19 protein-coding genes are annotated in these 20,968 nt (G+C 55.4%); 6 read left to right on the top strand and 13 right to left on the bottom strand.

The window, feature by feature from the left end; all coding sequences use genetic code 11:
- Positions 1-14: 14 nt before the first annotated feature.
- Complete coding sequence (gene asd, locus J5224_RS08255) at positions 15-1,118, bottom strand: aspartate-semialdehyde dehydrogenase (protein WP_264624898.1); 1,104 nt, start codon at positions 1,116-1,118, stop codon at positions 15-17.
- A 481-nt stretch (positions 1,119-1,599) separates the two neighbouring features.
- On the opposite strand from asd, the gene J5224_RS08250 reads away from it, so the two are divergent.
- Entirely contained in the window at positions 1,600-2,193 is a 594-nt protein-coding gene (locus J5224_RS08250) for a YhgN family NAAT transporter (RefSeq protein ID WP_222158844.1), read from the top strand.
- Between the two features lie 55 nt (positions 2,194-2,248).
- Positions 2,249-2,821, top strand: a complete 573-nt coding sequence (locus J5224_RS08245; protein WP_264624897.1) for a carbapenem self-resistance protein CarG family protein — start codon at positions 2,249-2,251, stop codon at positions 2,819-2,821.
- A gap of 43 nt (positions 2,822-2,864) precedes the next feature.
- Here the strand turns inward: J5224_RS08245 and J5224_RS08240 are convergent, their stop codons facing one another.
- The 4 genes from J5224_RS08240 to glpA form a co-directional block, all read right to left on the bottom strand.
- A complete protein-coding gene (locus J5224_RS08240) occupies positions 2,865-3,560 on the bottom strand; it encodes a pirin family protein (RefSeq protein WP_264624896.1) in 696 nt (231 codons plus the stop codon).
- A gap of 274 nt (positions 3,561-3,834) precedes the next feature.
- Positions 3,835-5,043 carry an anaerobic glycerol-3-phosphate dehydrogenase subunit GlpC gene (gene glpC / locus J5224_RS08235; RefSeq protein ID WP_264624895.1) on the bottom strand — a complete coding sequence of 403 codons (1,209 nt, stop codon included), beginning with the start codon at positions 5,041-5,043 and terminating at the stop codon, positions 3,835-3,837.
- The gene (gene glpB, locus J5224_RS08230) at positions 5,040-6,302 is read right to left on the bottom strand and encodes a glycerol-3-phosphate dehydrogenase subunit GlpB (RefSeq protein WP_264624894.1); all 1,263 of its coding nucleotides are present in this window, start codon (positions 6,300-6,302) and stop codon (positions 5,040-5,042) included. The genes glpC and glpB overlap by 4 nt, the downstream gene beginning before the upstream one ends.
- Complete coding sequence (gene glpA / locus J5224_RS08225; protein WP_264624893.1) at positions 6,292-7,947, bottom strand: anaerobic glycerol-3-phosphate dehydrogenase subunit A; 1,656 nt, start codon at positions 7,945-7,947, stop codon at positions 6,292-6,294. Before glpA ends, glpB begins: the two co-directional genes overlap by 11 nt.
- Before the next feature lie 311 nt (positions 7,948-8,258).
- Here glpA and glpT point away from each other — a divergent pair, with 311 nt between their 5' ends.
- Positions 8,259-9,608: a glycerol-3-phosphate transporter gene (glpT, locus tag J5224_RS08220; protein WP_264624892.1), complete on the top strand. Its 1,350-nt coding sequence runs from the start codon at positions 8,259-8,261 to the stop codon at positions 9,606-9,608.
- Between the two features lie 51 nt (positions 9,609-9,659).
- Here glpT and yigL read toward each other — a convergent pair whose 3' ends face one another.
- The gene (gene yigL / locus J5224_RS08215; protein WP_264624891.1) at positions 9,660-10,466 is read right to left on the bottom strand and encodes a sugar/pyridoxal phosphate phosphatase YigL; all 807 of its coding nucleotides are present in this window, start codon (positions 10,464-10,466) and stop codon (positions 9,660-9,662) included.
- Between the two features lie 51 nt (positions 10,467-10,517).
- A complete protein-coding gene (gene pldB, locus J5224_RS08210) occupies positions 10,518-11,528 on the bottom strand; it encodes a lysophospholipase L2 (protein WP_264624890.1) in 1,011 nt (336 codons plus the stop codon).
- A 214-nt stretch (positions 11,529-11,742) separates the two neighbouring features.
- Between pldB and rhtB the strand changes: the two genes are divergently transcribed.
- A complete protein-coding gene (rhtB, locus tag J5224_RS08205; protein ID WP_264624889.1) occupies positions 11,743-12,363 on the top strand; it encodes a homoserine/homoserine lactone efflux protein in 621 nt (206 codons plus the stop codon).
- 61 nt (positions 12,364-12,424) lie between these two features.
- Here rhtB and rhtC read toward each other — a convergent pair whose 3' ends face one another.
- From rhtC to pldA, 3 genes are all read right to left on the bottom strand, one after another.
- Positions 12,425-13,042, bottom strand: coding sequence for a threonine export protein RhtC (rhtC, locus tag J5224_RS08200; protein ID WP_264624919.1), 618 nt, complete (start codon positions 13,040-13,042; stop codon positions 12,425-12,427).
- A 41-nt stretch (positions 13,043-13,083) separates the two neighbouring features.
- Positions 13,084-14,916 carry an ATP-dependent DNA helicase RecQ gene (gene recQ, locus J5224_RS08195; protein ID WP_264624888.1) on the bottom strand — a complete coding sequence of 611 codons (1,833 nt, stop codon included), beginning with the start codon at positions 14,914-14,916 and terminating at the stop codon, positions 13,084-13,086.
- A 128-nt stretch (positions 14,917-15,044) separates the two neighbouring features.
- Positions 15,045-15,911, bottom strand: coding sequence for a phospholipase A (gene pldA / locus J5224_RS08190; protein ID WP_264624887.1), 867 nt, complete (start codon positions 15,909-15,911; stop codon positions 15,045-15,047).
- A 206-nt stretch (positions 15,912-16,117) separates the two neighbouring features.
- On the opposite strand from pldA, the gene J5224_RS08185 reads away from it, so the two are divergent.
- Entirely contained in the window at positions 16,118-16,624 is a 507-nt protein-coding gene (locus J5224_RS08185) for a thioesterase family protein (protein WP_319802424.1), read from the top strand.
- A 146-nt stretch (positions 16,625-16,770) separates the two neighbouring features.
- On the top strand, positions 16,771-17,679 hold the full coding sequence (rarD, locus tag J5224_RS08180) for an EamA family transporter RarD (RefSeq protein WP_264624886.1): 909 nt from the start codon (positions 16,771-16,773) through the stop codon (positions 17,677-17,679).
- Here rarD and J5224_RS08175 read toward each other — a convergent pair.
- The 3 genes from J5224_RS08175 to J5224_RS08165 form a co-directional block, all read right to left on the bottom strand.
- Positions 17,650-18,708, bottom strand: a complete 1,059-nt coding sequence (locus tag J5224_RS08175) for an AbrB family transcriptional regulator (protein WP_264624885.1) — start codon at positions 18,706-18,708, stop codon at positions 17,650-17,652. The genes rarD and J5224_RS08175 overlap by 30 nt on opposite strands.
- A gap of 134 nt (positions 18,709-18,842) precedes the next feature.
- Positions 18,843-19,793: a magnesium/cobalt transporter CorA gene (corA, locus tag J5224_RS08170; RefSeq protein ID WP_264624884.1), complete on the bottom strand. Its 951-nt coding sequence runs from the start codon at positions 19,791-19,793 to the stop codon at positions 18,843-18,845.
- A 392-nt stretch (positions 19,794-20,185) separates the two neighbouring features.
- Entirely contained in the window at positions 20,186-20,932 is a 747-nt protein-coding gene (locus tag J5224_RS08165) for a cyclase family protein (protein ID WP_264624883.1), read from the bottom strand.
- Positions 20,933-20,968: the final 36 nt, after the last annotated feature.

The raw sequence follows: 20,968 nt of genomic DNA, 5'->3' as shown, positions 1-20,968 counted from the left end.
CAATCCAGCGAGGACTACAGCAGGATGCGCAGCATACGGCGCAGTGGTTCCGCCGCGCCCCACAACAGTTGGTCACCCACCGTAAAAGCGGAGAGATACTGCGGACCCATGTTCAGTTTACGCAAACGCCCCACCGGCGTGGACAGCGTGCCGGTCACCGCAGCAGGTGTCAATTCACGCATGGAGATCTCGCGATCGTTGGGTACCACTTTCACCCAATCGTTATGGGTTGCCAGCAGTTGTTCGATTTCAGACACCGGAACATCTTTCTTCAGTTTCAGCGTGAACGCCTGGCTATGGCAGCGCAGCGCCCCGACGCGGACGCACAAACCATCCACTGGGATCACGGACTGGGTGCCGAGGATCTTGTTGGTTTCAGCCTGGCCTTTCCACTCTTCGCGGCTCTGACCATTATCCAGTTGTTTGTCGATCCACGGGATCAAGCTGCCCGCCAACGGTACACCAAAATTGTCGGTCGGTAGCGTGCCACTGCGCGTCAGCGCGGTGACTTTACGTTCGATATCCAGAATGGCAGAGGCAGGATCCTGCAACTCTTTCGCCACATCATTATGCAGCAGACCCATTTGAACCAGCAATTCGCGCATATGGCGCGCGCCGCCGCCGGATGCCGCTTGATAGGTCGCCACCGAAGCCCATTCCACCAGATCGTGCGCAAATAGGCCACCCAGCGACATCAGCATCAGGCTAACGGTACAGTTGCCGCCAACGAACGTTTTAATGCCGTTGTCCAAGCCCTGTTTGATCACAGCATGGTTGACCGGGTCGAGGATAATGATGGCGTCGTCGCGCATACGCAGCGAAGAGGCCGCATCGATCCAATACCCCTGCCAGCCGCTTTCGCGCAACTTCGGGTAAACCTCATTGGTGTAATCACCGCCCTGACAGGTGATGATGATATCCAGCGCGCGCAGTGCATCCAGATTGTAGGCATCTTGCAACGTGCCTTGCTGTCCACCCAGAACCGGAGCAGCCTGACCGTGTTGTGACGTGGAAAAGAACACCGGACGAATCAGGTCAAAATCACGCTCTTCCTGCATACGCTGCATCAGAACGGAACCCACCATACCGCGCCAGCCGATAAAACCAACATTTTTCATGGTAACAATCCTGCCTTGGGATGACACAAAGAATTTGGACTGCCACACAGGCAGTACTGACGGCCGACACACACTCTGTTACCCTGTTCTCGTCAGGTGAATGTCTTGCAGAACAATAGGTTTACCGTACGCAAACGCGCGCAAACCGTGGTGGCAGGACTATCATGACGGCAGAGCGAGGGGTAATAACAATCGGTTTATCACCAAACTCAGCAAATATTACATAAAGTGATGACTATACCCTAAATAATTCACGTTGCGGGAAGGCGGCAAGGGAAAGAATCCCGATGCGCTTACTCAGGTAAGTGATTCGGGTGAGTGAACGCAGCCAACGCACAGGCAACTTGAAGTATGACGGATATATCAACCTTACAAAATGTATCAGAAGCCGCAAGTGAATTTATTCGATGACACCGGCTTTTTCAGCAATGTGGCTAATGCGGTGCCATCATTAAAGGGATAACAGGAGTCCACCACCACCATGAGCGAAATGATCTCAGCAACCATTCTGTTGCTGTTAATTATGGATCCGCTGGGCAATTTGCCCATCTTTATGTCGGTACTGAAACACCTGGATCCGAAACGTCGACGGGTGGTGCTGATTCGGGAGATGGTGATCGCCCTTGGGCTGATGCTGATTTTTCTGTTTGCGGGCGAACGTATTCTGGCGTTCCTCAATCTGCGCACCGAAACCGTCTCGATTTCGGGCGGCATTGTGCTGTTTTTAATCGCTATCCGCATGATATTCCCGTCACAGGAAAGCAACAGCAGCGGGTTGCCCGCGGGGGAAGAACCCTTTCTGGTGCCGATGGCGATCCCGCTGGTCGCCGGACCGTCTATTTTGGCCGCGCTGATGCTGTTATCACATCAATATCCGGATCAGTTGCCGCATTTAACACTCGCACTCGGCATCGCCTGGGGGATTTCATTTATCATCCTGCTAATGTCCGATCTCTTTTTGCGCTTGCTCGGTGAGAAAGGCGTTGCCGCACTGGAGCGACTGATGGGGCTGATTCTGGTCATGCTTTCAACCCAGATGTTCCTCGATGGCATCCGCACTTACCTGATGAAATGAGACGGTTACAGACCGGTTTTCGCCCAACGTGGGCATGAAAGGGATAATCACTACTATGTTTTTGCTTACCAACGCTCGGCGCGTCCTCGCCGCCCTGCTGTTTTACAGCGGTACGACGATAGCTGCGTGTCAGAGTGCTGCGGGGTTGAGTCTGGTGCCGCTGCAACCGGGTGTAAATAATCTGTCGCTGGCACACCCGACCTCAGCGGATTTCGCGGTGCTTGCTACCTTCGAAAACAACACCTCACACCCCAATCGCAGCCTGAGCTTTTACATCAAAACCCCGGACGGTTATTCATTAGTCCCCCTCCCGAACAGTGACGCGTTTATCTGGTTTGATTATCGTATCGCCGCATCGCGGCAGAAGATTTTCGATTTTCAACTGGTGCGCTATCCACAAGGGTTGCGTTTAATCACCGCAGAGAAAGTGGGAGAGGATTTAACCGATGCACAACCGATCAAGCTGCAACGTTACGTGTTGCAGGAAAGCCACGACGACCCCGGTGTGCCACTCTATACCTGGCATGAAGAGAAAAGCATCGTCACTACGCAATCTTATGAAGATGTCGATAGCGTGTTGACTGACAGTGCGGCGCTCTGCACGTTGCTTCCCGCAGAGGCCCCCTGAGAAGATCAAAAAACGGTGCGTCACGGGTACGCACCGTTATTCGTTATACCGGCGGCAGATCGAACAGCAAGATCTCACTCTGTTGCGCGGCGCGTATCGAGAGGGTTTCTTCGTCCCATATCGCCAGCGCATCACTTTCGCCTGCTGCCTGACCGTTAATTTCCACCGCCCCCCGTACCACCTGAATCCACACGCGACGGCCCGCCGGCACCTGATATACCGACTGTTCTTGCGCTTTCAGCGCCCAACGCGACAGCGTCATGTCCTGATACACCTTCAGAGAACCGTCACGTGCATCCGGTGACAACACCAGTTGACGGCCCTGCGGTGCGTCAAAGCGCCGTTGCTCATAACGCGGTGTGATACCCGCTTTTTCCGGAATGATCCAAATCTGGTACAAATGCAACAGCTCATCCTGACTGGCATTGTATTCCGAATGGCGAATCCCGGTCCCTGCGCTCATGATCTGAAATTCACCCGCAGGGATCTGCTCTTTGTTTCCCATGCTGTCCTGATGTTCCACCGTGCCGGACAGCACATAGGTCAGGATTTCCATGTCTTTGTGCGGGTGGGTGCCAAACCCTTGCCCACCTTCAATGCGGTCCTCATTGATCACACGTAACGCAGAGAACCCCATAAAGTTGGGATCGTAGTAGTCTGCAAAGGAGAAACTATGCCAGCTATCAAGCCAACCGTGGTTTGCATGGCCACGCGCCTCAGCCTGTCGTAAATAAATCATATCGCCTCCACAAATGTTGTCGTTATGTTAAGTCTACCGGGAGGCGGCGAATAAGAAAGCGTAAAAAACTCATCGCTCAGTTCAAAAAATTTAAAAGAGGTGGGGAGTAGGGGCAAAAAAAAAAGCCAGCACCCGAGCTGGCTAAATAAACACTGGAAGCAATGTGAGCAATGTCGTGCCTTCACAGCGAGTCAGTCAGCGCATGAAAACACATGCGCGCGTCTCTCTGGAATGCATGACAATAATAATCATTATCATTCGCGTCTGTAAAGGATTATTTTTCCGTCGCCAGGGCGCGCGCTAATAACGTGATCGGGTGCTCACAAGGTTTACTGGTCGACATCTCTACCTGCCATTTGCAGGTTTCACAGTCTGTGATCACCATGTCCACCCCACTCTCTTCTATCTGGCGGAACAGCGGCGCACCAATCCCCTGCGAGGTGGCATAGTTTTCCTTTTTAAATCCGTAGGTTCCGGCGATACCGCAGCACTGGGACTCCAGCACCACCAGCTCCAATCCAGGAATGCGGCGCAGTAAATCCAACGTGTAGGACGTCCACCCCATTTTTTCCATATGACACGGCGTGTGATAAGCCACACGCAGCGGCAGCGGATTCAGCGGCAGCGTTTTGCCTTGCTCTAACAGGCGATACAGCTCACGGGTCACCAGCGTAATGCTATCGCGCACCACATGGTTATCGACCCCCAGCAAATGCGGGTATTCGTCACGTAGCGTCGCCGTACAGCTTGATGATGTCGCCACCACGGTGAGATTTTTACCTTGTATCGCGCCTTCCAGGTAGCCCACGTTTTGTTGCGCCTGCTTTCTGGCCTTGGTATGAAAGCCGTTAGCAATCAGCGGCACACCGCAGCACTTCTCTTTTTCCAACAGTTGCACGCCAATCCCCATCGCATTGAATACGCGGATCAGATCTTTGCCCAACTGCGGATGGTTGTAGTTAACGTAGCAGCCGTGGAAGTAGGCGATCTGCTCGCTAAACTGTTTTTGCGCTTCAGCGTGTTGACGATACCAACGGCGGAATGTGCCGAACGAGTATTTAGGCAACTGACGTCGATGGTCAATTTTCAGAGCTTTATCCAGCAACTGGCGCACCGGTTTCAGCCCGGTCGCCGCATTCACCAATGGCGCAAACGGCGTGGATACCGTTCCCATCAGATCGGTATGGCTGAGGATGGTGTCACGCAGTGAAGGACGATGCGGGTTATAGCGTGCTTTGGCGCGCTGAATAATATCGCCAATTTTGACATCCGACGGGCAGGCCACTTCGCAGCGTTTGCAGTTGGTGCAATATTTCAGCGCCTCGTCATACAGCGCCGGATCTTTCAGACGCAGACGTTCACCGTCCGGCCCGGCCTGCTTCGGCCCCGGATAAAGGGGATTCACCCGGGAAACCGGGCAATACGTGGTACACACCGTACACTTGATACAGTTATCAAAGCTGGTGTCATTGAGCAGGCTCATGCAACCTCCCCTTGCAGCAGCGTATCGGCAACCGACAACGCGCTCAATAAAGATACCCCTGCGCCACAGCCCTGCGCCAGAGGATCAAACCCTGCCAATACTGCGCCAATCGCATAGACACCGGGCACCGTGACGCCCTGGATACGCGGGCGCAGTTTTTCATCAGTTTTCACACCGAACAGACGATACGGCTGAGGCGCCAGCACCTGTTCCCGGCTCCACTCACTGCGCTCAGCGGCATAGTGCACATCAAGGCCAAACACCGGTTCTACAACGCGATCAAACTCAGCCACCAGCCCGTTGTTAAAGAAACTGCCGCTGGCAAGCACCACCTGCTGAGCCCGCAGCGGGATCTCGACGTGGTTGCGGGTATAGAGCGCCTTTTCTGTTTCTCCCAGAACGGCACGCTCGACTTTATCGCCCGGCATCACCATGCCACCCAATTGGCGGAAACGACGCACCATCGCCTGATGCAAACGAACGCCCGGTAACGACGGCGGAAGCGTCGGCAACAGACCGACCGGTTTGCCCAAGATACTTTGCAGCCTCGCCACGGCATCCGGCGTATCCAGACCCAGACAAGCCGGTAAAATGATGGCATCGTGATGCGCGCTCAGCCGCGTCAACTCCGCCAGCAATGCGCTGGCGTTTTCCGGCAGATCCAGCACGCGAGCGATATTGACCGCACGGAACTCGCTGGGGTTCCCGCGCAGGCGATCCAACGCCGGTAGACGCAAATCAGCACTTTGTGCCGCAATGCCCTGCGTTTGCAGCGCGTCCGCCACAATAGAAGCTTGGAAATCCAGAAACCCGTCAATACCCACAATCAGCGGATCGCGCCACGCCAGCGGTTTGCCCTGTTCCCGCGTGACAATCTCCGGTGGGCTCAGCCAGCACGGGCGATATTTGCCGAGCGGCGTCAAGCGCAGATGGTTTTGCTGATGGCTGCCCGTCATGGCCGCACCACAGCGTGCCAATAGGGCTTCGGCTTCTGGCACCCAACGGCGCACCGCTGACTCCCCCATCAGAGAATAGGGATGCTCAGGAGCCTGACTTGCCAGCGCTGACAGCGCCTCAAGGGGCTGGTGGACCGGCTCGCCATTCGGCAGAAAAGACAGTAAATCCAGCGATCCCGAACAGAAATGCAGGGCACTTTGCCCTGAACTGACAATGGCGCACTGTTTTCCTTGCTCCGCCAAACGAATACCGCAGGTGAGCCCGGCTAACCCGCCACCGATAATGACGACGTCATACCGCATGTTGTTCCTCCTGCTGATCCTCAATACTCAGCCCACACAAGCCCTGATACACCCAACTGGTAAATTCGCTTTCACGCAGCGCGTTGCCCCATGCGATGGGGCGAACGCCTTTCCAGCGCTCGTTTAAAAACTGGCTCAACTGTGCCAACGCTTGCGGCGGTGTCGATTGCCCCAGCTTGCACAGCAACCCGGCAGCACGGCACGCGCAAAGCTCGCCCTGGCAGGTTCCCATCCCGACACGGGTACGCCGCCGCAGGTCAATCAGGTTGTTGACCTTGAGTGCTTCCACGGCATAACGCACCTCACCCGCCGTGACCGCTTCGCATTCGCACACCAGGCTACTGTCGGCATACTCGCCAGACAGTACGCGCGCCGCGCGATCGCCGTGGCGATAAATCGCGGAGCCGCGCAGCGGCGCAGAAAAGGCGCGCGTGCCTGACGTTACGGCAGCAGGTTGTTCCGTCGAGGCGCTGGCGGAGCCGGGCAGTGGCCGTTCCGCCGTGGTGCAGCGCGCGCTGTGCCCCAGCTTTTCACACACCTTGTCGGTGACCCACTCCGCCATCAGACGGTACGTCATTAATTTGCCGCCGGTAATGGTGACAAACCCTTCCAGACCGTCGCGGCTGGCGTGGTCAAGCAGCACGATACCGCGGCTTACGCTGCGCCCGCTCGGATCATTATCGCTTGCCACCAGCGGACGCACGCCCGCATAGGCGCGCAAAATGCGCGTCTGCGCCATCATCGGAGCCAGTTTCGCCCCTTCACGCATCAGGATCTCTACTTCTTGCGGCGTGACGGACATGTTGTCTATCTGGTCATAGTCCACACGGGTTGAGGTGGTGCCGATCAGCGAAATGGTGTCACCCGGTACCAAAATGTCGGCATCGGCGGGCTTACGGCAGCGGTTAATCACCATATTGTTGATACGGTGGCCGAGAATCAGCAACGCGCCTTTGGCAGGGAACATGCGCACGCGCAGATCCGCATATTCGGCAATGCGCTGTCCCCAGATGCCGGCTGCGTTAATCACCACCTGTGCATAGAGATCGAGAGTGCGTTGTTGTTTATGGTCGAAAACGCGCACGCCAGTGACACGATCGCCCTGACGTATCAGTCCCAGCACTTCGTGATAGGTCAATACTTCCGCCCCGTGCTCACACGCATCCACCATATTGGCGGTGGTGAGCCGAAACGGATCAACGGTGCCATCCGGCACGCGCACCGCACCAATCAGCTGCGGGTTGGCGGCAGGTTCAAGGCGCAGCGCTTCTTGCGGATCAATCGCTTGGGCATTGATACCCGCCTGCTGACAGGCCGCAATAAACTGGGATTGATAGGCCAAATCGTCTTCAGGCAGTGTCAAGAACAGACCATCTGTCGGTTCCACGCAGTGCCGGGCAATGCGGCGTAAAATCTGGTTTTCTTCAATACATTCGCGCGCGGATTCACTGTCAGTTACCGCATAGCGCGAACCGCTGTGCAGCAACCCGTGGTTACGCCCGGTGGCGCCTGTCGCGATGTCAAAGCGCTCCAGCAGCAGGCAACGCAGTCCCCTGAGTGCCAGGTCGCGCAAGGTTCCCGCGCCAGTCGCGCCGCCGCCAATCACGATAACGTCGGTTTCGCGGTAGGCTGTGCTGTTTTCCATGATGGTGTCACCTTTCCGGATCTTCATTAAGGGTATTCAGACACAGAAAAGAAAAAAAATGATTGATAAAGAGCAAATTCGAGCAAAAAACGAAAATAACGAACCGAGTATGTAGCCGTTTCGCGATAAAAGTCACACCCAAAAGGGTGTCTATAGGGGGGATTTTGTTAAGCAAAGCACAATAATTGAACGACCGTCATAAAAATGTAACGTTTTAGCGGTGGCTCACATTGAAACCCTGCGCCATTTCGCTACCATACGCGCGATTTAATACAAAATAATTATCGCTTTTAAGCGTATTGGAGAACGTTATGCTGAGTATTTTTAAACCCGCCCAGCACCAGCCCAGAGTGAGCGACGATCGGGTCGATCCGTTATACCGTCGTCTGCGCTGGCAGATTTTTTTTGGGATCTTTTTCGGTTATGCCGCTTACTATCTGGTAAGAAAAAATTTCGCATTAGCCATGCCGTACCTGATTGAACAAGGGTTCTCTCGCGGTGACCTTGGCTTTGCGTTATCAGGGATTTCTATCGCCTATGGTTTTTCCAAATTTATCATGGGCTCCATCTCCGACCGTTCCAACCCGCGCGTATTCTTGCCCGCGGGGTTGATTCTGGCGGCGGCTGTGATGCTGTTTATGGGCTTCGTGCCTTGGGCAACATCGAGCATCGCCATCATGTTTGTGCTGCTGTTCCTGTGCGGCTGGTTCCAGGGTATGGGGTGGCCACCGTGCGGACGTACCATGGTGCACTGGTGGTCGCAGAAAGAGCGCGGCGGTATTGTTTCTGTCTGGAACTGTGCTCACAACGTGGGGGGCGGGATCCCACCGCTGCTGTTCCTGCTGGGGATGGCCTGGTTCCATGACTGGAGAGCGGCACTCTACATGCCAGCGTTTGGCGCGATCCTGATTGCGGTGTTCGCCTTCGTGATGATGCGCGACACCCCGCAATCCTGCGGCCTGCCGCCGATTGAAGAATACAAAAATGACTATCCTGCGGATTACACCGAAACCTCAGAGAAGGAACTGACGGCAAAAGAGATCTTCATGCAGTATGTGTTCCCGAACAAACTGCTGTGGTATATCGCCATCGCTAACGTGTTCGTCTACCTGCTGCGTTACGGTATTCTCGACTGGTCACCGACCTACCTGAAAGAAGTGAAGCACTTCGCGCTGGATAAATCCTCCTGGGCATACTTCCTGTACGAATATGCGGGGATCCCCGGCACGCTGCTGTGCGGTTGGATGTCTGACAAGGTGTTCAAGGGCAATCGTGGTGCCACTGGGGTGTTCTTTATGACACTGGTCACCATCGCGACCGTGGTTTACTGGCTGAACCCTGCCGGCAACCCTGGCATCGATATGGCCTGCATGATCGTTATCGGCTTCCTGATCTACGGCCCTGTCATGCTGATCGGCTTGCACGCGCTGGAACTGGCACCGAAAAAAGCGGCGGGCACAGCGGCAGGCTTTACCGGCCTGTTCGGTTACCTCGGCGGCTCCGTTGCGGCCAGCGCCATTGTTGGCTACACCGTTGACTTTTTCGGTTGGGACGGCGGCTTTATGGTGATGATCGGCGGCAGCGTCATCGCGGTGCTGCTGCTGTTTATTGTCATGGTTAATGAAAAGAAACATAAGGCAGAAATGGAGAAACGCGCGTAATCGCGGAACGCTTCAGCTGTCTGCTGGCGGCCTTGGCCGCCAGCAACCCCCTCACACCACCGAGAGAAACAAACGACGCAGCGCGTGCGCTACCGCATCGTCCGCATTGCTACCAATGACTTCCAACTGCGGCAGTAAATCTTTCAGGCGCTGATGCGCGTTGCGCATAATGTACCCTTTGCCCGCCATCGACAGCATTTCGAAATCGTTCATGCCATCGCCAAACGCAATGCACGATGTCAGGGTATGGCCCATCAGTTTGGCGACTTGCTCCAACGCATGACCTTTGGACACGCCCCCCGCCATCACCTCCAGACAACTCAGTGTGGAAAAGCTCACGTTAACCCGATCGCCCCAGCGCGCATTGATCGCCTCTTCCAATGGCAGCAGCTTCTCATGGCTGTCACAGGTGAAGAACACTTTGCTCACGCCGTCGGTGCCGAGCAGACCCGGTTCAAACAGTTTGTATTTAAATACCGACTCCTGGAAAAAGCGTTCCTCTTCCGGACGAGAGCGACTCATAAACCATTCATCGCCGCGGTAGACGTGCGTCAGCATCTCCGGGTTGCTGTACACCATGCCGTAAAGATCGTGTGCAATATCCTGATCCAGATTGTGACTGAAGATAAGCTCCCCTTGAGTGTTGTGCACGCGTGCGCCGTTAGAGGTGATCATAAAGGCGCTGATGCCCAGCCCGTCACGAATCTGCGCGACATCCAGATGATGCCGCCCGGTGGCAAACACAAAGTGGATGCCCTGTGCGGTCAGCAGTTTCAGGGTCTCTTTGGCGAATGGAGACAGCGTGTGGTCTGGCGACAGCAGCGTGCCGTCTAAATCGGAAGCAACGACGTGATACATAACAGTGAACTCTCACCTCTAAGGGAAATGGCGCGGCGTTGGCCGCAACATTTACGGATATTGTGCAAAATGGTTGAAAATATGAGTAAACACCTGCGATCGAATCCCATCTTCTTCGAATAACAGTTCATGGCGGGCACCCGCAATCACCACCGGAGTGCCGCCCACGCAGGGGTGTCCGGCCTCAGCCAACGCCTGACAGAACGCATCCTGACTGTGATTATCCACCACGATATCTTCCTGCGCCTGGAGCAACAGCAAGGGGGTGGTAATGTGTGCCGCCAATGCCATCAGTTCACGCCCGGCGGCCATCGATTCCCGCATCCAATGATAGGTCGGGCCACCAACGCGCAGGCCGGGTTCATCGGCATAGGCACTCACGCTGCGGCGATAACGCTCACGGCTGTGCGTTAATACGTTGATCAAATAGGGCAGCGGGCGCCATTGTCCGGTGCCGATAGCATAATAATCGCGAATGCGCGGGTGCAGTTCCGCCCAGGCAACAATGCGTGAGGCCAGCCAGCCCGGCATCGGCAATTTAATGCCACACATGGGCGCGCACAGCGCCACGGCATCAAATGCATCCGGCCGACGTGCCAAAAAATGCCCCAGGATCGCGCCGCCCATCGAGTGGGCGAGCGCAAAACAGCGCTGGTAGCGCAAGGGATCGGCCGTTTTCACCGCATCCACGTGGTGCAACCAGAATTGCTCAACGTCGTCGACATAGTCACCAAAGCGTACCACATGGCCACGATTACCGTCTTCCAGCATTCGCCCGGAGCGCCCTTGGCCGCGATGATCCATGATCAGCACATCATAACCCGCCTGGAACAAATCGTAGGCGACTTCACCATACTTTACATAGCTTTCGATACGGCCGGGAAACACCACCACCAAACGCGTGTGCTGTGGCGCGGTAAATCGCACAAAGCGGATCGGCACACCGTCAACGCCGGGAAATTCCCCCTCTTCGCGCTGACGCCAGAAATCCAACAGCGCCCCGGTGACAAAGGCAGAAAACTGTTTTTCTCTTAATAATAGGCTGGAAATTTCGGGTGACATCACGTTTCTCCTTGCTGCACGGCACCGCGCTAGCCCCCTGCCACGCGGGGACTACCAGAGAGTTTTGTGATCGCTGGCACAACAATCAGCAATGGCGTATTGTGGCACATTCGGTCGCAATGTTTAACCACGTAACGCATCGGTAACGCCTTCATTATCCGTTGCGGCGATCGCAAACCATACCAATGCAACAACATGCAATCAGGAAGCAGCTATGACCCTCGACTGGTGGTTAACCTATCTTCTCACAACGCTGATTCTCAGCCTTTCTCCGGGGTCCGGGGCGATTAACACCATGAGCACCGCCATCAGTCACGGCTATCGCGGTGCCGCGGCATCCATCGCCGGGCTGCAACTCGGGCTGGCTATCCATATCGTCTTGGTGGGTATCGGCCTTGGTGCGCTGCTATCGCAATCGCTGCTGGCTTTTGACATTCTGAAATGGCTCGGTGCCGCTTATCTGATCTGGCTCGGCATCCAACAGTGGCGCGCTGCGGGCTCACTCGATCTGCATGCGCTGGCGGGCACCCTACCACGCCGCCAGCTGTTTCGTCGTGCCGTTCTGGTCAACCTGACCAACCCGAAAAGCATCGTTTTTCTGGCGGCGCTGTTCCCACAGTTTATCGTGCCGCACCAGCCGCAGGTCGCTCAGTATCTGATTTTAGGGGTGACCACCGTAGCCGTCGATATCGTGGTGATGATCGGTTACGCCACGCTCGCCACCCGCATTGCGGTATGGCTGAAAGGGCCGCGCCAAATCCGCCTGCTCAATCGGCTGTTTGGCTCATTATTTATGCTGGTCGGCGCGCTACTGGCAACGGCGCGTAAGGTGTAATCGGTCACTCGCCGCCAACCGGCGGCGAGAATAAAAAGCGGGAATGCTACGCCACGCTCGCTTAGCGCGAAATAATCAGATGCAGCCCAAAGCCAGTAAACAGCACCCCTGCCAGACCATCGATCCATTTAGCCAAACGCTGATAGCCGCGACGCATCGCCGGCAAGGCAAACACCATCGCCACCAGGCTAAACCACAGCAATGTTTCCAGTGAGATCAAGGCAAACAGTCCCCAGCGCTCACCGGTGCCAACGCTGTCGCCCACAAACAGGGAGAACACGCTGCCGAAATAGATCAGCGCTTTCGGGTTAGCCAGGTTGGTCAGCAGACCGCGCATAAAGGTTTTCCCTTTCGACGGCAATTCTACAGTTTCAACCGTTTGCTGTTCCCCTTTGCGACGCGCTGCGCGCAACATATGCCAGCCCATCCAGCACAGATACAATCCACCGCCAATGGTAATGGCATCGTGCAACCATGCCATTTTTTGCAGTAACAGGTGCAACCCCATCAACGCAATGGCCGCCCACACCATGACACCCAGAGAAATCCCCAGCACGCCCATCATAGCTTCTTTGCGCGAGCGACTTGCCGCCGTCTGGGAAACAAAAAAGAAATCCGGCCCCGGGCTCATCAATGCCACAAAGTGCACCATCGCCACGGTCAAAAACAACATCATGATATTTTCCTTTTTTACCACAGAGTCTAAAAGTTCAAGGCCGATCAGCGCACATCGTCACCGTCGTCCAGATGCTCACGGATCAGCGACATAAAGGGTGTACCGAATCGCTCCAGTTTACGCTGCCCGACGCCGTTAATCGTCAACAATTCGCTGGCCGTCACTGGCAAGCGATCGGCCATTTCCAGCAGCGTGGCATCACTGAACACCACATAAGGCGGAATATCGCCCTCATCAGCAATGGCTTTGCGTAATTTGCGCAGTTTGGCAAACAGCTTGCGATCGTAAAGCCCGGTGTACGATTTCTGGTTCGCTTTCGGCTTCAGGTTAACCACGCGCGGCACCGCCAACTGCAACGGTATCTCACCGCGCAGCACCGGACGAGCCGATTCGGTGAGTTGTACCGCGGAGTGCAAGGCAATATTTTGCGTGAGGAACCCCAAGTGAATCAGTTGACGCAGCACGCTGACCCAATGCTCGTGGGATTGCTCACGGCCAATGCCATACACCGGCAGCTTGTCGTGCCCCCATTCGCGAATACGCTGGTTATTGGCACCGCGCAGCACTTCCACCACATAGCCCAGGCCGAAGCGCTGCCCCACCCGATAGACGCAGGAGAGCGCCTTTTGCGCATCCACCAGGCCATCATAGCGCTTAGGCGGATCGAGGCAGATATCACAGTTACCGCAAGGGGCATGCCGCCCCTCACCAAAATAGTTAAGCAGCACCAGACGACGACAGGTTTGCGCCTCCGCGAACGCTCCCATCGCGTTCAACTTGTGTCGTTCAATTTCTTGCTGCGGGCCGGGCGGTTTTTCCTCCAGGCAACGTCGCAACCACGCCATGTCCGCCGGATCGTAAAACAGCGCCGCTTCAGCAGGCAGGCCATCACGCCCAGCACGCCCGGTCTCCTGATAGTAGGACTCGATGGTGCGCGGAATATCAAAGTGCACCACAAAGCGCACGTTGGGCTTGTTGATACCCATACCAAAGGCGACGGTAGCTACCACCACCTGCAAATCGTCACGCAGGAACGCTTCTTGTACCTGCGCGCGCCGTTCGTTGTCCAAACCGGCATGATAGGCCGCCACGCTGAGACCACGGTTTTGCAAACGCGCGCTGATATCCTCAACCTTCGCCCGGCTGTTACAGTAAATAATGCCGCTTTTACCGCGCTGGCCCTGCACAAACATCCACAGTTGATCGAGCGGTTTGAATTTCTCCACCAGCGTGTAGCGGATATTGGGCCTGTCGAAGCTGCTCAGATGAATATGCGGCTCGCGCAGATCGAGCAGGCGCACAATATCACTGCGCGTCGCGTCGTCGGCGGTGGCCGTCAAGGCAACCACTGGCAGCGAGGGGAAACGCTGCTTGATTTGTCCAAGGGCGCGGTATTCTGGGCGGAAATCATGCCCCCACTGAGAGATACAGTGCGCTTCGTCGATGGCAATCAGCGCCGGATTCCACTGTATTAACTGGTCAAAGAAGCTGTCCGTGGTTAAACGCTCTGGCGCAATATACAGCAGCTTGATGTCTCCGCTGCGACAGCGGGTCATCACGTCCCACTGCTGCTCACGCGTTTGGGTCGAATTCAGGCAGGCTGCCGTCACACCGTAGGCAAGAAGCTGATCCACCTGGTCTTTCATCAAAGAGATCAGCGGAGACACCACCAGCGTCAGGCCATCCAGCACCAATGCGGGGATCTGGTAGCACAGCGATTTCCCGCCCCCGGTCGGCATGATCACCAGACAATCCTGACCGTTGACCGCCGCCTGAATGACCGCATCCTGACCGGGACGGAATTGCTGGTAACCGAACGTATCGCGCAGAACCTGAGCCGCTAACGCTTCCTTATTTAACACTTCCGCCGTAGACACGCGTTCCCCGATCCTCTTTGCATCACATCAGCCCGTGGCCGATAAAATCAAACAGGCGCTATTTTCAGCGCCTGTGATAAAAACTGCAATCTTTTGACCACGAGAATTATTGTTTCTGAAAACGCGCCTCAAAAGATATCGTTCAGCATCACACCGACACCGTAACGCGTCTGCCGATGGTTATAGTCGATCATTGACTCGCCGTAGCCGCTAAACACCTTGGTATAGAAGCGCACATGCTTGGTTATCGGGTAACTCCACCCCAGCTCTGCATTACCGTAACCGCTGTTCCAGTTGTAATGCCCTGCTACGCTGAAAATGCTGTCACCCCAGACGTAACCGACACGAACCCGATAATACCCCAGATATTTGGTGATATCCGGGTTGTCATCCTTGCGATCCGGGATCAGGAACCAAGGTTTGAGATCCACCTTCCAGTTACCGTTTTGCGCCATCAGGCGCATATAGGCGCGATCCCAACTGCGCGAGGTTGGATCGGCCTTGCCGTTGGACTGGTGATTCAGCCCCACTTCCACATCGCGCAATGTCCATCCGCCCAGGCTGTAATCCGTTGCCCAGCCAAGAAATACCTGCGGTTCATAGTTGGTTTCACGAAACGGTGAGGATTCATCGGCATTTGACATCTGCCACCAAGATTGCTGGGTATAAGAAACTCCCAACAATGAATTGTCGCCCATGATGCCGCGCCAGATGGGGAAGGCCAGACTCAACTGGAAATTCACTTCATCTTTACGCGCTTCCTTGGCCCAGTCGTAACTGGCGATCGCTTGCTTATTGATGTTGGTGGTGTAGGTATAAAGCAGATAGTTGCTTTCATAAGGGTAAAGGATAAAGGGGCTATCATGGTCTTGTAGCAACGCCGCAATAATGCTGCCACGCACTGCGGGATTGTCGTGTATAACCTGAACTTTCGCTTCTTCTGCCTGAACTTGTGCCGCCAACAAGAGCGCCACTACGCCCGCAATTTTGCGCATACGGTATCTCCGACCAACATGAACGTAAGGAAAAATGATATACCTGCTCGTTATTATTCTAGCTACATAATCTGTACTTGAATCATCCACTTCCTACTTATTCATGCTTTTCTTAAAAGAAACAGAAACGCCTCATAAAACAAACAAAAATTTAACGTTAAACTATCCTTATTCTCTGTTCCGAACGTTACTGAGGGCCGCCCGCTATGTCACTACCGCTTGTCCAGCAGGATGACACACTTCCCCCTGATGCCATGCTGCCGCAGGAGAGCGTGCGCCAGCGCGTCAGCGATATTTTCATCTACCAGATGCCCTTCAATCGGGAGCTGGGGCTTGAACTGCGTGAGTTTGAAGCCGACCATGCCATCTTGGTGTTTGATCGTCAGGAACGGTTGGTGGGCAATGCGTTGCAAAAAATTCTCCACGGCGGTGTGATTGCCGCTGGGCTGGATGTGGCCGCTGGGCTGGTTTGCGTCGGCAGCGCGCTGTTACGGCACAACGGCATCAGCGTTCAGGAATTTCACCAGCGACTGGCACGCATGGGCACCATCGATCTGCGTGTGGACTATCTGCGTCCGGGCCGCGGCGAGCACTTTACGCTGACCAGCACGCTGCTGCGTGGCGGCAATAAAATTGCCGTGGCACGCGCCGAGTTGCACAACGAGGCACAGGTGCATATCGCCACCGCTACCGCCACCTATATCGTCGGATAACGGCGAATGATTCGCAGGATTACGATATATAACAACGAGAAATCAGCATTTACCGAAACGAAGCACCAAAACGGGAGGAGAAGATGAAAGTCACTGCGGTTTCGCGTACAGTACTCCCTCTTCAGTCCGTTGAGTAAGCCTTCCACATGAATGAACAGCAATCACGCCAGGGTGTGTTATTCGCCCTTGGTGCCTATTTCATTTGGGGCATCGCACCCGTCTATTTCAAGCTGATTGGCGCGGTGCCTGCCACAGAAATTCTTACACACCGGATTATCTGGTCGTTTCTCTTCATGCTGGTTTTGGTGAGCGTCAGCCGCAAATGGCGTCAGGTACAGCACGTCATGGGATCCCCCAAAACGCTGCTGATGCTGGCACTGACCGCCGTGCTAGTGGGCGGCAACTGGCTGCTCTACATTTGGGCGGTAAACCATAATCACATTCTGGAAGCCAGCCTGGGCTATTTTATCAACCCACTGGTTAACGTGATGCTGGGAATGATTTTTCTCGGCGAGCGTTTTCGCCGCCTGCAATGGTGTGCGGTACTGTTGGCGTTCAGCGGCGTGTTGATTCAGCTCTGGCAGTTTGGTTCAGTGCCGGTGATTGCGCTGGCGCTGGCCTTTAGCTTCGCGATCTATGGCCTGTTGCGCAAGAAACTCGGCGTCGACGGTCAGACCGGCATGCTGATTGAAACCCTGTGGCTGCTGCCTGCGGCAATTATCTATCTGTTTTTTATCGCCGATACCCCGAGCAGCCACCTTGGCAATAACAATACCACGCTCAATCTGCTGTTGGTCAGCGCAGGCATCGTGACCACCGTGCCGCTGCTGTTTTTCACCGCCGCTGCGGTGAGAATGCGCTTGTCTACGCTTGGGTTCTTCCAGTACCTCGGCCCAACGCTGATGTTTATTATCGCCGTCACGCTGTATGGCGAACCGCTCGGCAGCGATAAAATGGTGGCCTTTGGCTTTATCTGGGCGGCGCTGGCGCTGTTTATCATTGACGCCCTCATCGCCCAACAGAAATTACGTCGCGTTCAGCGCCGTGTGGCGTGAGATGTAACGTGACAACACGGGGCTAAACAGCAACGTCGAAAACAGCCGCAGCGTTTGCATCGCAATCACAAACGCCATGTCAACGTTACTGCCCGCCGCGATAACGGCAATGGAGTCCAGCCCGCCGGGGCTGGTCGCCAGATAGGCGGTAAGCATATCCACCGGTAGCAACAGCGTTACACCGTAAGCCATCCCTCCGCACAACACCATCAGACCGATGATACAGGCCATCATCTGCGGCAAGGTGCGAATCGCCAGCAGGAAGATCGGGCGGGTAAAGCTTAAGCCTACACTCCAACCGATAAATGCATAAGCTAATGACAGTATCCACTCTGGTGTTTGCAGCGTCAGCGTGCCCGTCGAGTGTAACGCGGCACCGAGGATCATCGGCCCCAGCAGTGCGCCGGACGGCAGGCGCAGCCAGCGCCCCAGCAACACGCCGCAGCATGCCACACCGAGAGTGGCAAAAAAACGCCAGTCGAGAACAGGAAACCAGATCAGCGCGGCGGTGTTATGCGCTGCCGTTTCGCCAAGGCTCAAACGCGCCACAAAGGCGGCCGCCGCCGTCACCATCAGCACACGCAGGTATTGCATAAACGCCACCAGACGCACATCGGCACCAAATTCGCTCGACATAGCGACCATGGCCGAAGCACCACCCGGCGACGCGCCCCAAGCCCCGGTGGTGCCGGGCAAGGCGCTGAATTTGACCAGCAACCAACCCGAAAAGCCGCTGGCGGCAAGGGTCGCCACCAGAATGCCCAACACGAGCGGCCATTCCTGCAACAGCGGACTCAAGATAGACAGGGAAAGGCTCTGCGCCACCAGACAGCCAAGGATGGCATTAGCGGCCCAAAAATACGCAGGAGGCATGCGGATCGTCGCCCCTTTCAGACCCATGACAACACCGACCATCATCGGCCCTAACAGAAACGCGGCCGGAACATGGAACCACTGCAATACCAACCCCAGCAGCAGAGAAGCAACCAGCAGCACTCCCCACTGCGCCAAGGGCGAAACCCTTCCCATAGCGACAACCTGATATGACAAAACCTGTAGAGGTTTCATTCTAAACAGAAGGAGGGGCAGGTGAATATGTAAATGATCGTAGAAGCCGAAAATGGGCACGTTCCCGGCGTACGCCGGGAAGCACAGTGCTAGGGTTACAGCCAGTTTTTGCGCTTGAAGTAGAGGTACGGAGCCAATCCAGCCAGGATCATCAGCACGATAGCCCCCGGATAACCAAACGACCAGTGCAGTTCCGGCATAAACTCAAAGTTCATCCCGTAGCTGGACGCCACCAGCGTCGGCGGCAGGAACACCACGGAAACCACCGAGAAGATCTTGATAATACGGCTCTGCTCAATATTGATAAAGCCCATCGCCGCCTGCATCAGGAAGTTGACCTTCTGAAACAGGGATTCATTGTGCGGCAACAGGGATTCGATATCGCGCAGGATCTCGCGCGCCTGTTCCAGTTGCCCGCTCGGCAAGCGCGCGCGGCGCACCAGAAAATTCAACGCACGCTGGGTATCCATCAAACACAGGCGCACCTTCCAACCCACGTCCTCTAATTCCGCCAACGTCGAAAGCGCCTCGTCGTACTCTTCGCCCTGACGCCCTTCCATGATGACACGGCTGAGCGATTCCAGATCGCTATAGATGTTTTCGATTTCATCGGCCAGCTGTTCAATCTTGGTTTCAAACAGATCGAGCAACAGTTCGTAGGCGTTACCGTCTACCAGCGTCTGATTGCGCGCACGCATCCGATACAGACGAAAGGCCGGTAACTCGCGCTCACGCAGCGTATACAAACGCCCATCGCGAATGGTGAATGCCACGGTGGAGTTTCCAGCGTGATCGTCCGCGTCTTCGAAGAAGAAAAAGGAGTGGATATGCAGGCCGTCTTCGTCTTCGAAGAAACGAGCCGATGCTTCGATATCTTCCAGTTCAGGGCGTGTTGCCAGGCTCTGCCCCAACCGGCTTTGCACCAGCTCACGCTCTTCATCTTCAGGCTCGACCAAATCCACCCACACGGAGGCGGCGATATCATCGGTGTCGTCCAGTTCCAGACGGGATAAACGGCAGTTATCCAGTTTAAATGCGCTCAGCATAGGCCATGTGCTCCTAGTGCGATAACAGAGAAAGACGGACGCGTTGAAGCACAGAAACGGTGATGACAAGGCACCAACAGGTTTCGAATCGACGGTGCTGACTCAATTTGATGACGGAGGGATACAACATCACCGATAACCACCAGGGCTACCGATACAACAGCGGGAAGCCTTAGAAATGGTTAGTAATCAATTGATTAATGAGCCAGTATCGACTGGGTGTGTCCAAGGCGGGGCCCTCCGGGAATAATGATGGGCGCATGTTACGCCGAGATGAAAAAGCCTGTCAACTTTTAAACTGTGACAGTTAAAAGATGCACGAATTGTTCAATTCTGCGTCAAACGATAAGCCGGTGCGGCGAAGGGGCTTTCCCACGCCGCCGCCATGCCGTTTAGCACTCGTCGTCAGGCAAATAGGCAATCGCCCGTACCGGAAAGCCCGGCGCACCGGCAAAATTGGGAAAGCTGACCTGAAGATACGCCCCGACCGCAGGCACCTGATCCAGGTTGTTCATCACCTCGACCTGCCAGGCATCGCGATCGAGCACATAGAATTCGCCAATCAGCCCATTGTTGCGACGAAAATCCACGGCGGCATCCGTGTCCAGCGTTTCATGGCCGACGGCGGCAATCTGGCGCTGTTCAAACAAAAAGCGCAATGCCTCGATGGACCAGCCCGGCGTGTGGCTATTACCTTCGGCATCGTTGTTGGCAAAAGCCTGCGAATCCGGCCAGCGCGTGCTCCAACCGCTGGCAAACGCCACAAAGCAACCCGCAGGGATCTCACCGTATTGTTGCTCGAAATCCACAATGTCCTGCACGCTAAGACGGTAGTCGGCATCCTGATCCACCGCCTCCTGCCTGTGGATCACGCGTAACGGCAGCAACAGTTCCTTGTTGGCAAGGCCCTCCAGACAGCGTTTGCCCAAAGAAAAATGCGCAGGGGCATCAATGTGCGTGCCCGTTTGGGTTACAAAGGTGAGCTGTTGGGCAAAAAAACCATCCTGCTCAACCGTATACAGCGTGTTGCGCTGCACACCGGGAAACGCGCTAAAGATAGGGATTGATTCTGTTACGCTGTGCGTCAGGTCGACCCATTTCTTGCCACGCAGGGCGGTGATTATTTCGTCTAACGTCATCCCGGTTGATCTCCTTTTCTGTAAAACGCGACAGCG

This window comes from Candidatus Symbiopectobacterium sp. NZEC135 (genome assembly GCF_025962695.1).
The sequence above is the reverse complement of the archived record's forward strand: the minus strand, read 5'-3'. Positions and strand labels throughout refer to the sequence as shown.

Excerpts from the sequence above, each read along its gene's own strand:
- asd (WP_264624898.1), bottom strand. The coding sequence starts at position 1,118 with ATGAAAAATGTTGGTTTTATCGGCTGGCGCGGTATGGTGGGTTCCGTT.
- J5224_RS08250 (WP_222158844.1), top strand. The coding sequence starts at position 1,600 with ATGAGCGAAATGATCTCAGCAACCATTCTGTTGCTGTTAATTATGGAT.
- J5224_RS08245 (WP_264624897.1), top strand. The coding sequence starts at position 2,249 with ATGTTTTTGCTTACCAACGCTCGGCGCGTCCTCGCCGCCCTGCTGTTT.
- J5224_RS08240 (WP_264624896.1), bottom strand. The coding sequence starts at position 3,560 with ATGATTTATTTACGACAGGCTGAGGCGCGTGGCCATGCAAACCACGGT.
- glpC (WP_264624895.1), bottom strand. The coding sequence starts at position 5,043 with ATGAGCCTGCTCAATGACACCAGCTTTGATAACTGTATCAAGTGTACG.
- glpB (WP_264624894.1), bottom strand. The coding sequence starts at position 6,302 with ATGCGGTATGACGTCGTCATTATCGGTGGCGGGTTAGCCGGGCTCACC.
- glpA (WP_264624893.1), bottom strand. The coding sequence starts at position 7,947 with ATGGAAAACAGCACAGCCTACCGCGAAACCGACGTTATCGTGATTGGC.
- glpT (WP_264624892.1), top strand. The coding sequence starts at position 8,259 with ATGCTGAGTATTTTTAAACCCGCCCAGCACCAGCCCAGAGTGAGCGAC.
- yigL (WP_264624891.1), bottom strand. The coding sequence starts at position 10,466 with ATGTATCACGTCGTTGCTTCCGATTTAGACGGCACGCTGCTGTCGCCA.
- pldB (WP_264624890.1), bottom strand. The coding sequence starts at position 11,528 with ATGTCACCCGAAATTTCCAGCCTATTATTAAGAGAAAAACAGTTTTCT.
- rhtB (WP_264624889.1), top strand. The coding sequence starts at position 11,743 with ATGACCCTCGACTGGTGGTTAACCTATCTTCTCACAACGCTGATTCTC.
- pldA (WP_264624887.1), bottom strand. The coding sequence starts at position 15,911 with ATGCGCAAAATTGCGGGCGTAGTGGCGCTCTTGTTGGCGGCACAAGTT.
- J5224_RS08185 (WP_319802424.1), top strand. The coding sequence starts at position 16,118 with ATGTCACTACCGCTTGTCCAGCAGGATGACACACTTCCCCCTGATGCC.
- rarD (WP_264624886.1), top strand. The coding sequence starts at position 16,771 with ATGAATGAACAGCAATCACGCCAGGGTGTGTTATTCGCCCTTGGTGCC.
- J5224_RS08175 (WP_264624885.1), bottom strand. The coding sequence starts at position 18,708 with ATGGGAAGGGTTTCGCCCTTGGCGCAGTGGGGAGTGCTGCTGGTTGCT.
- corA (WP_264624884.1), bottom strand. The coding sequence starts at position 19,793 with ATGCTGAGCGCATTTAAACTGGATAACTGCCGTTTATCCCGTCTGGAA.
- J5224_RS08165 (WP_264624883.1), bottom strand. The coding sequence starts at position 20,932 with ATGACGTTAGACGAAATAATCACCGCCCTGCGTGGCAAGAAATGGGTC.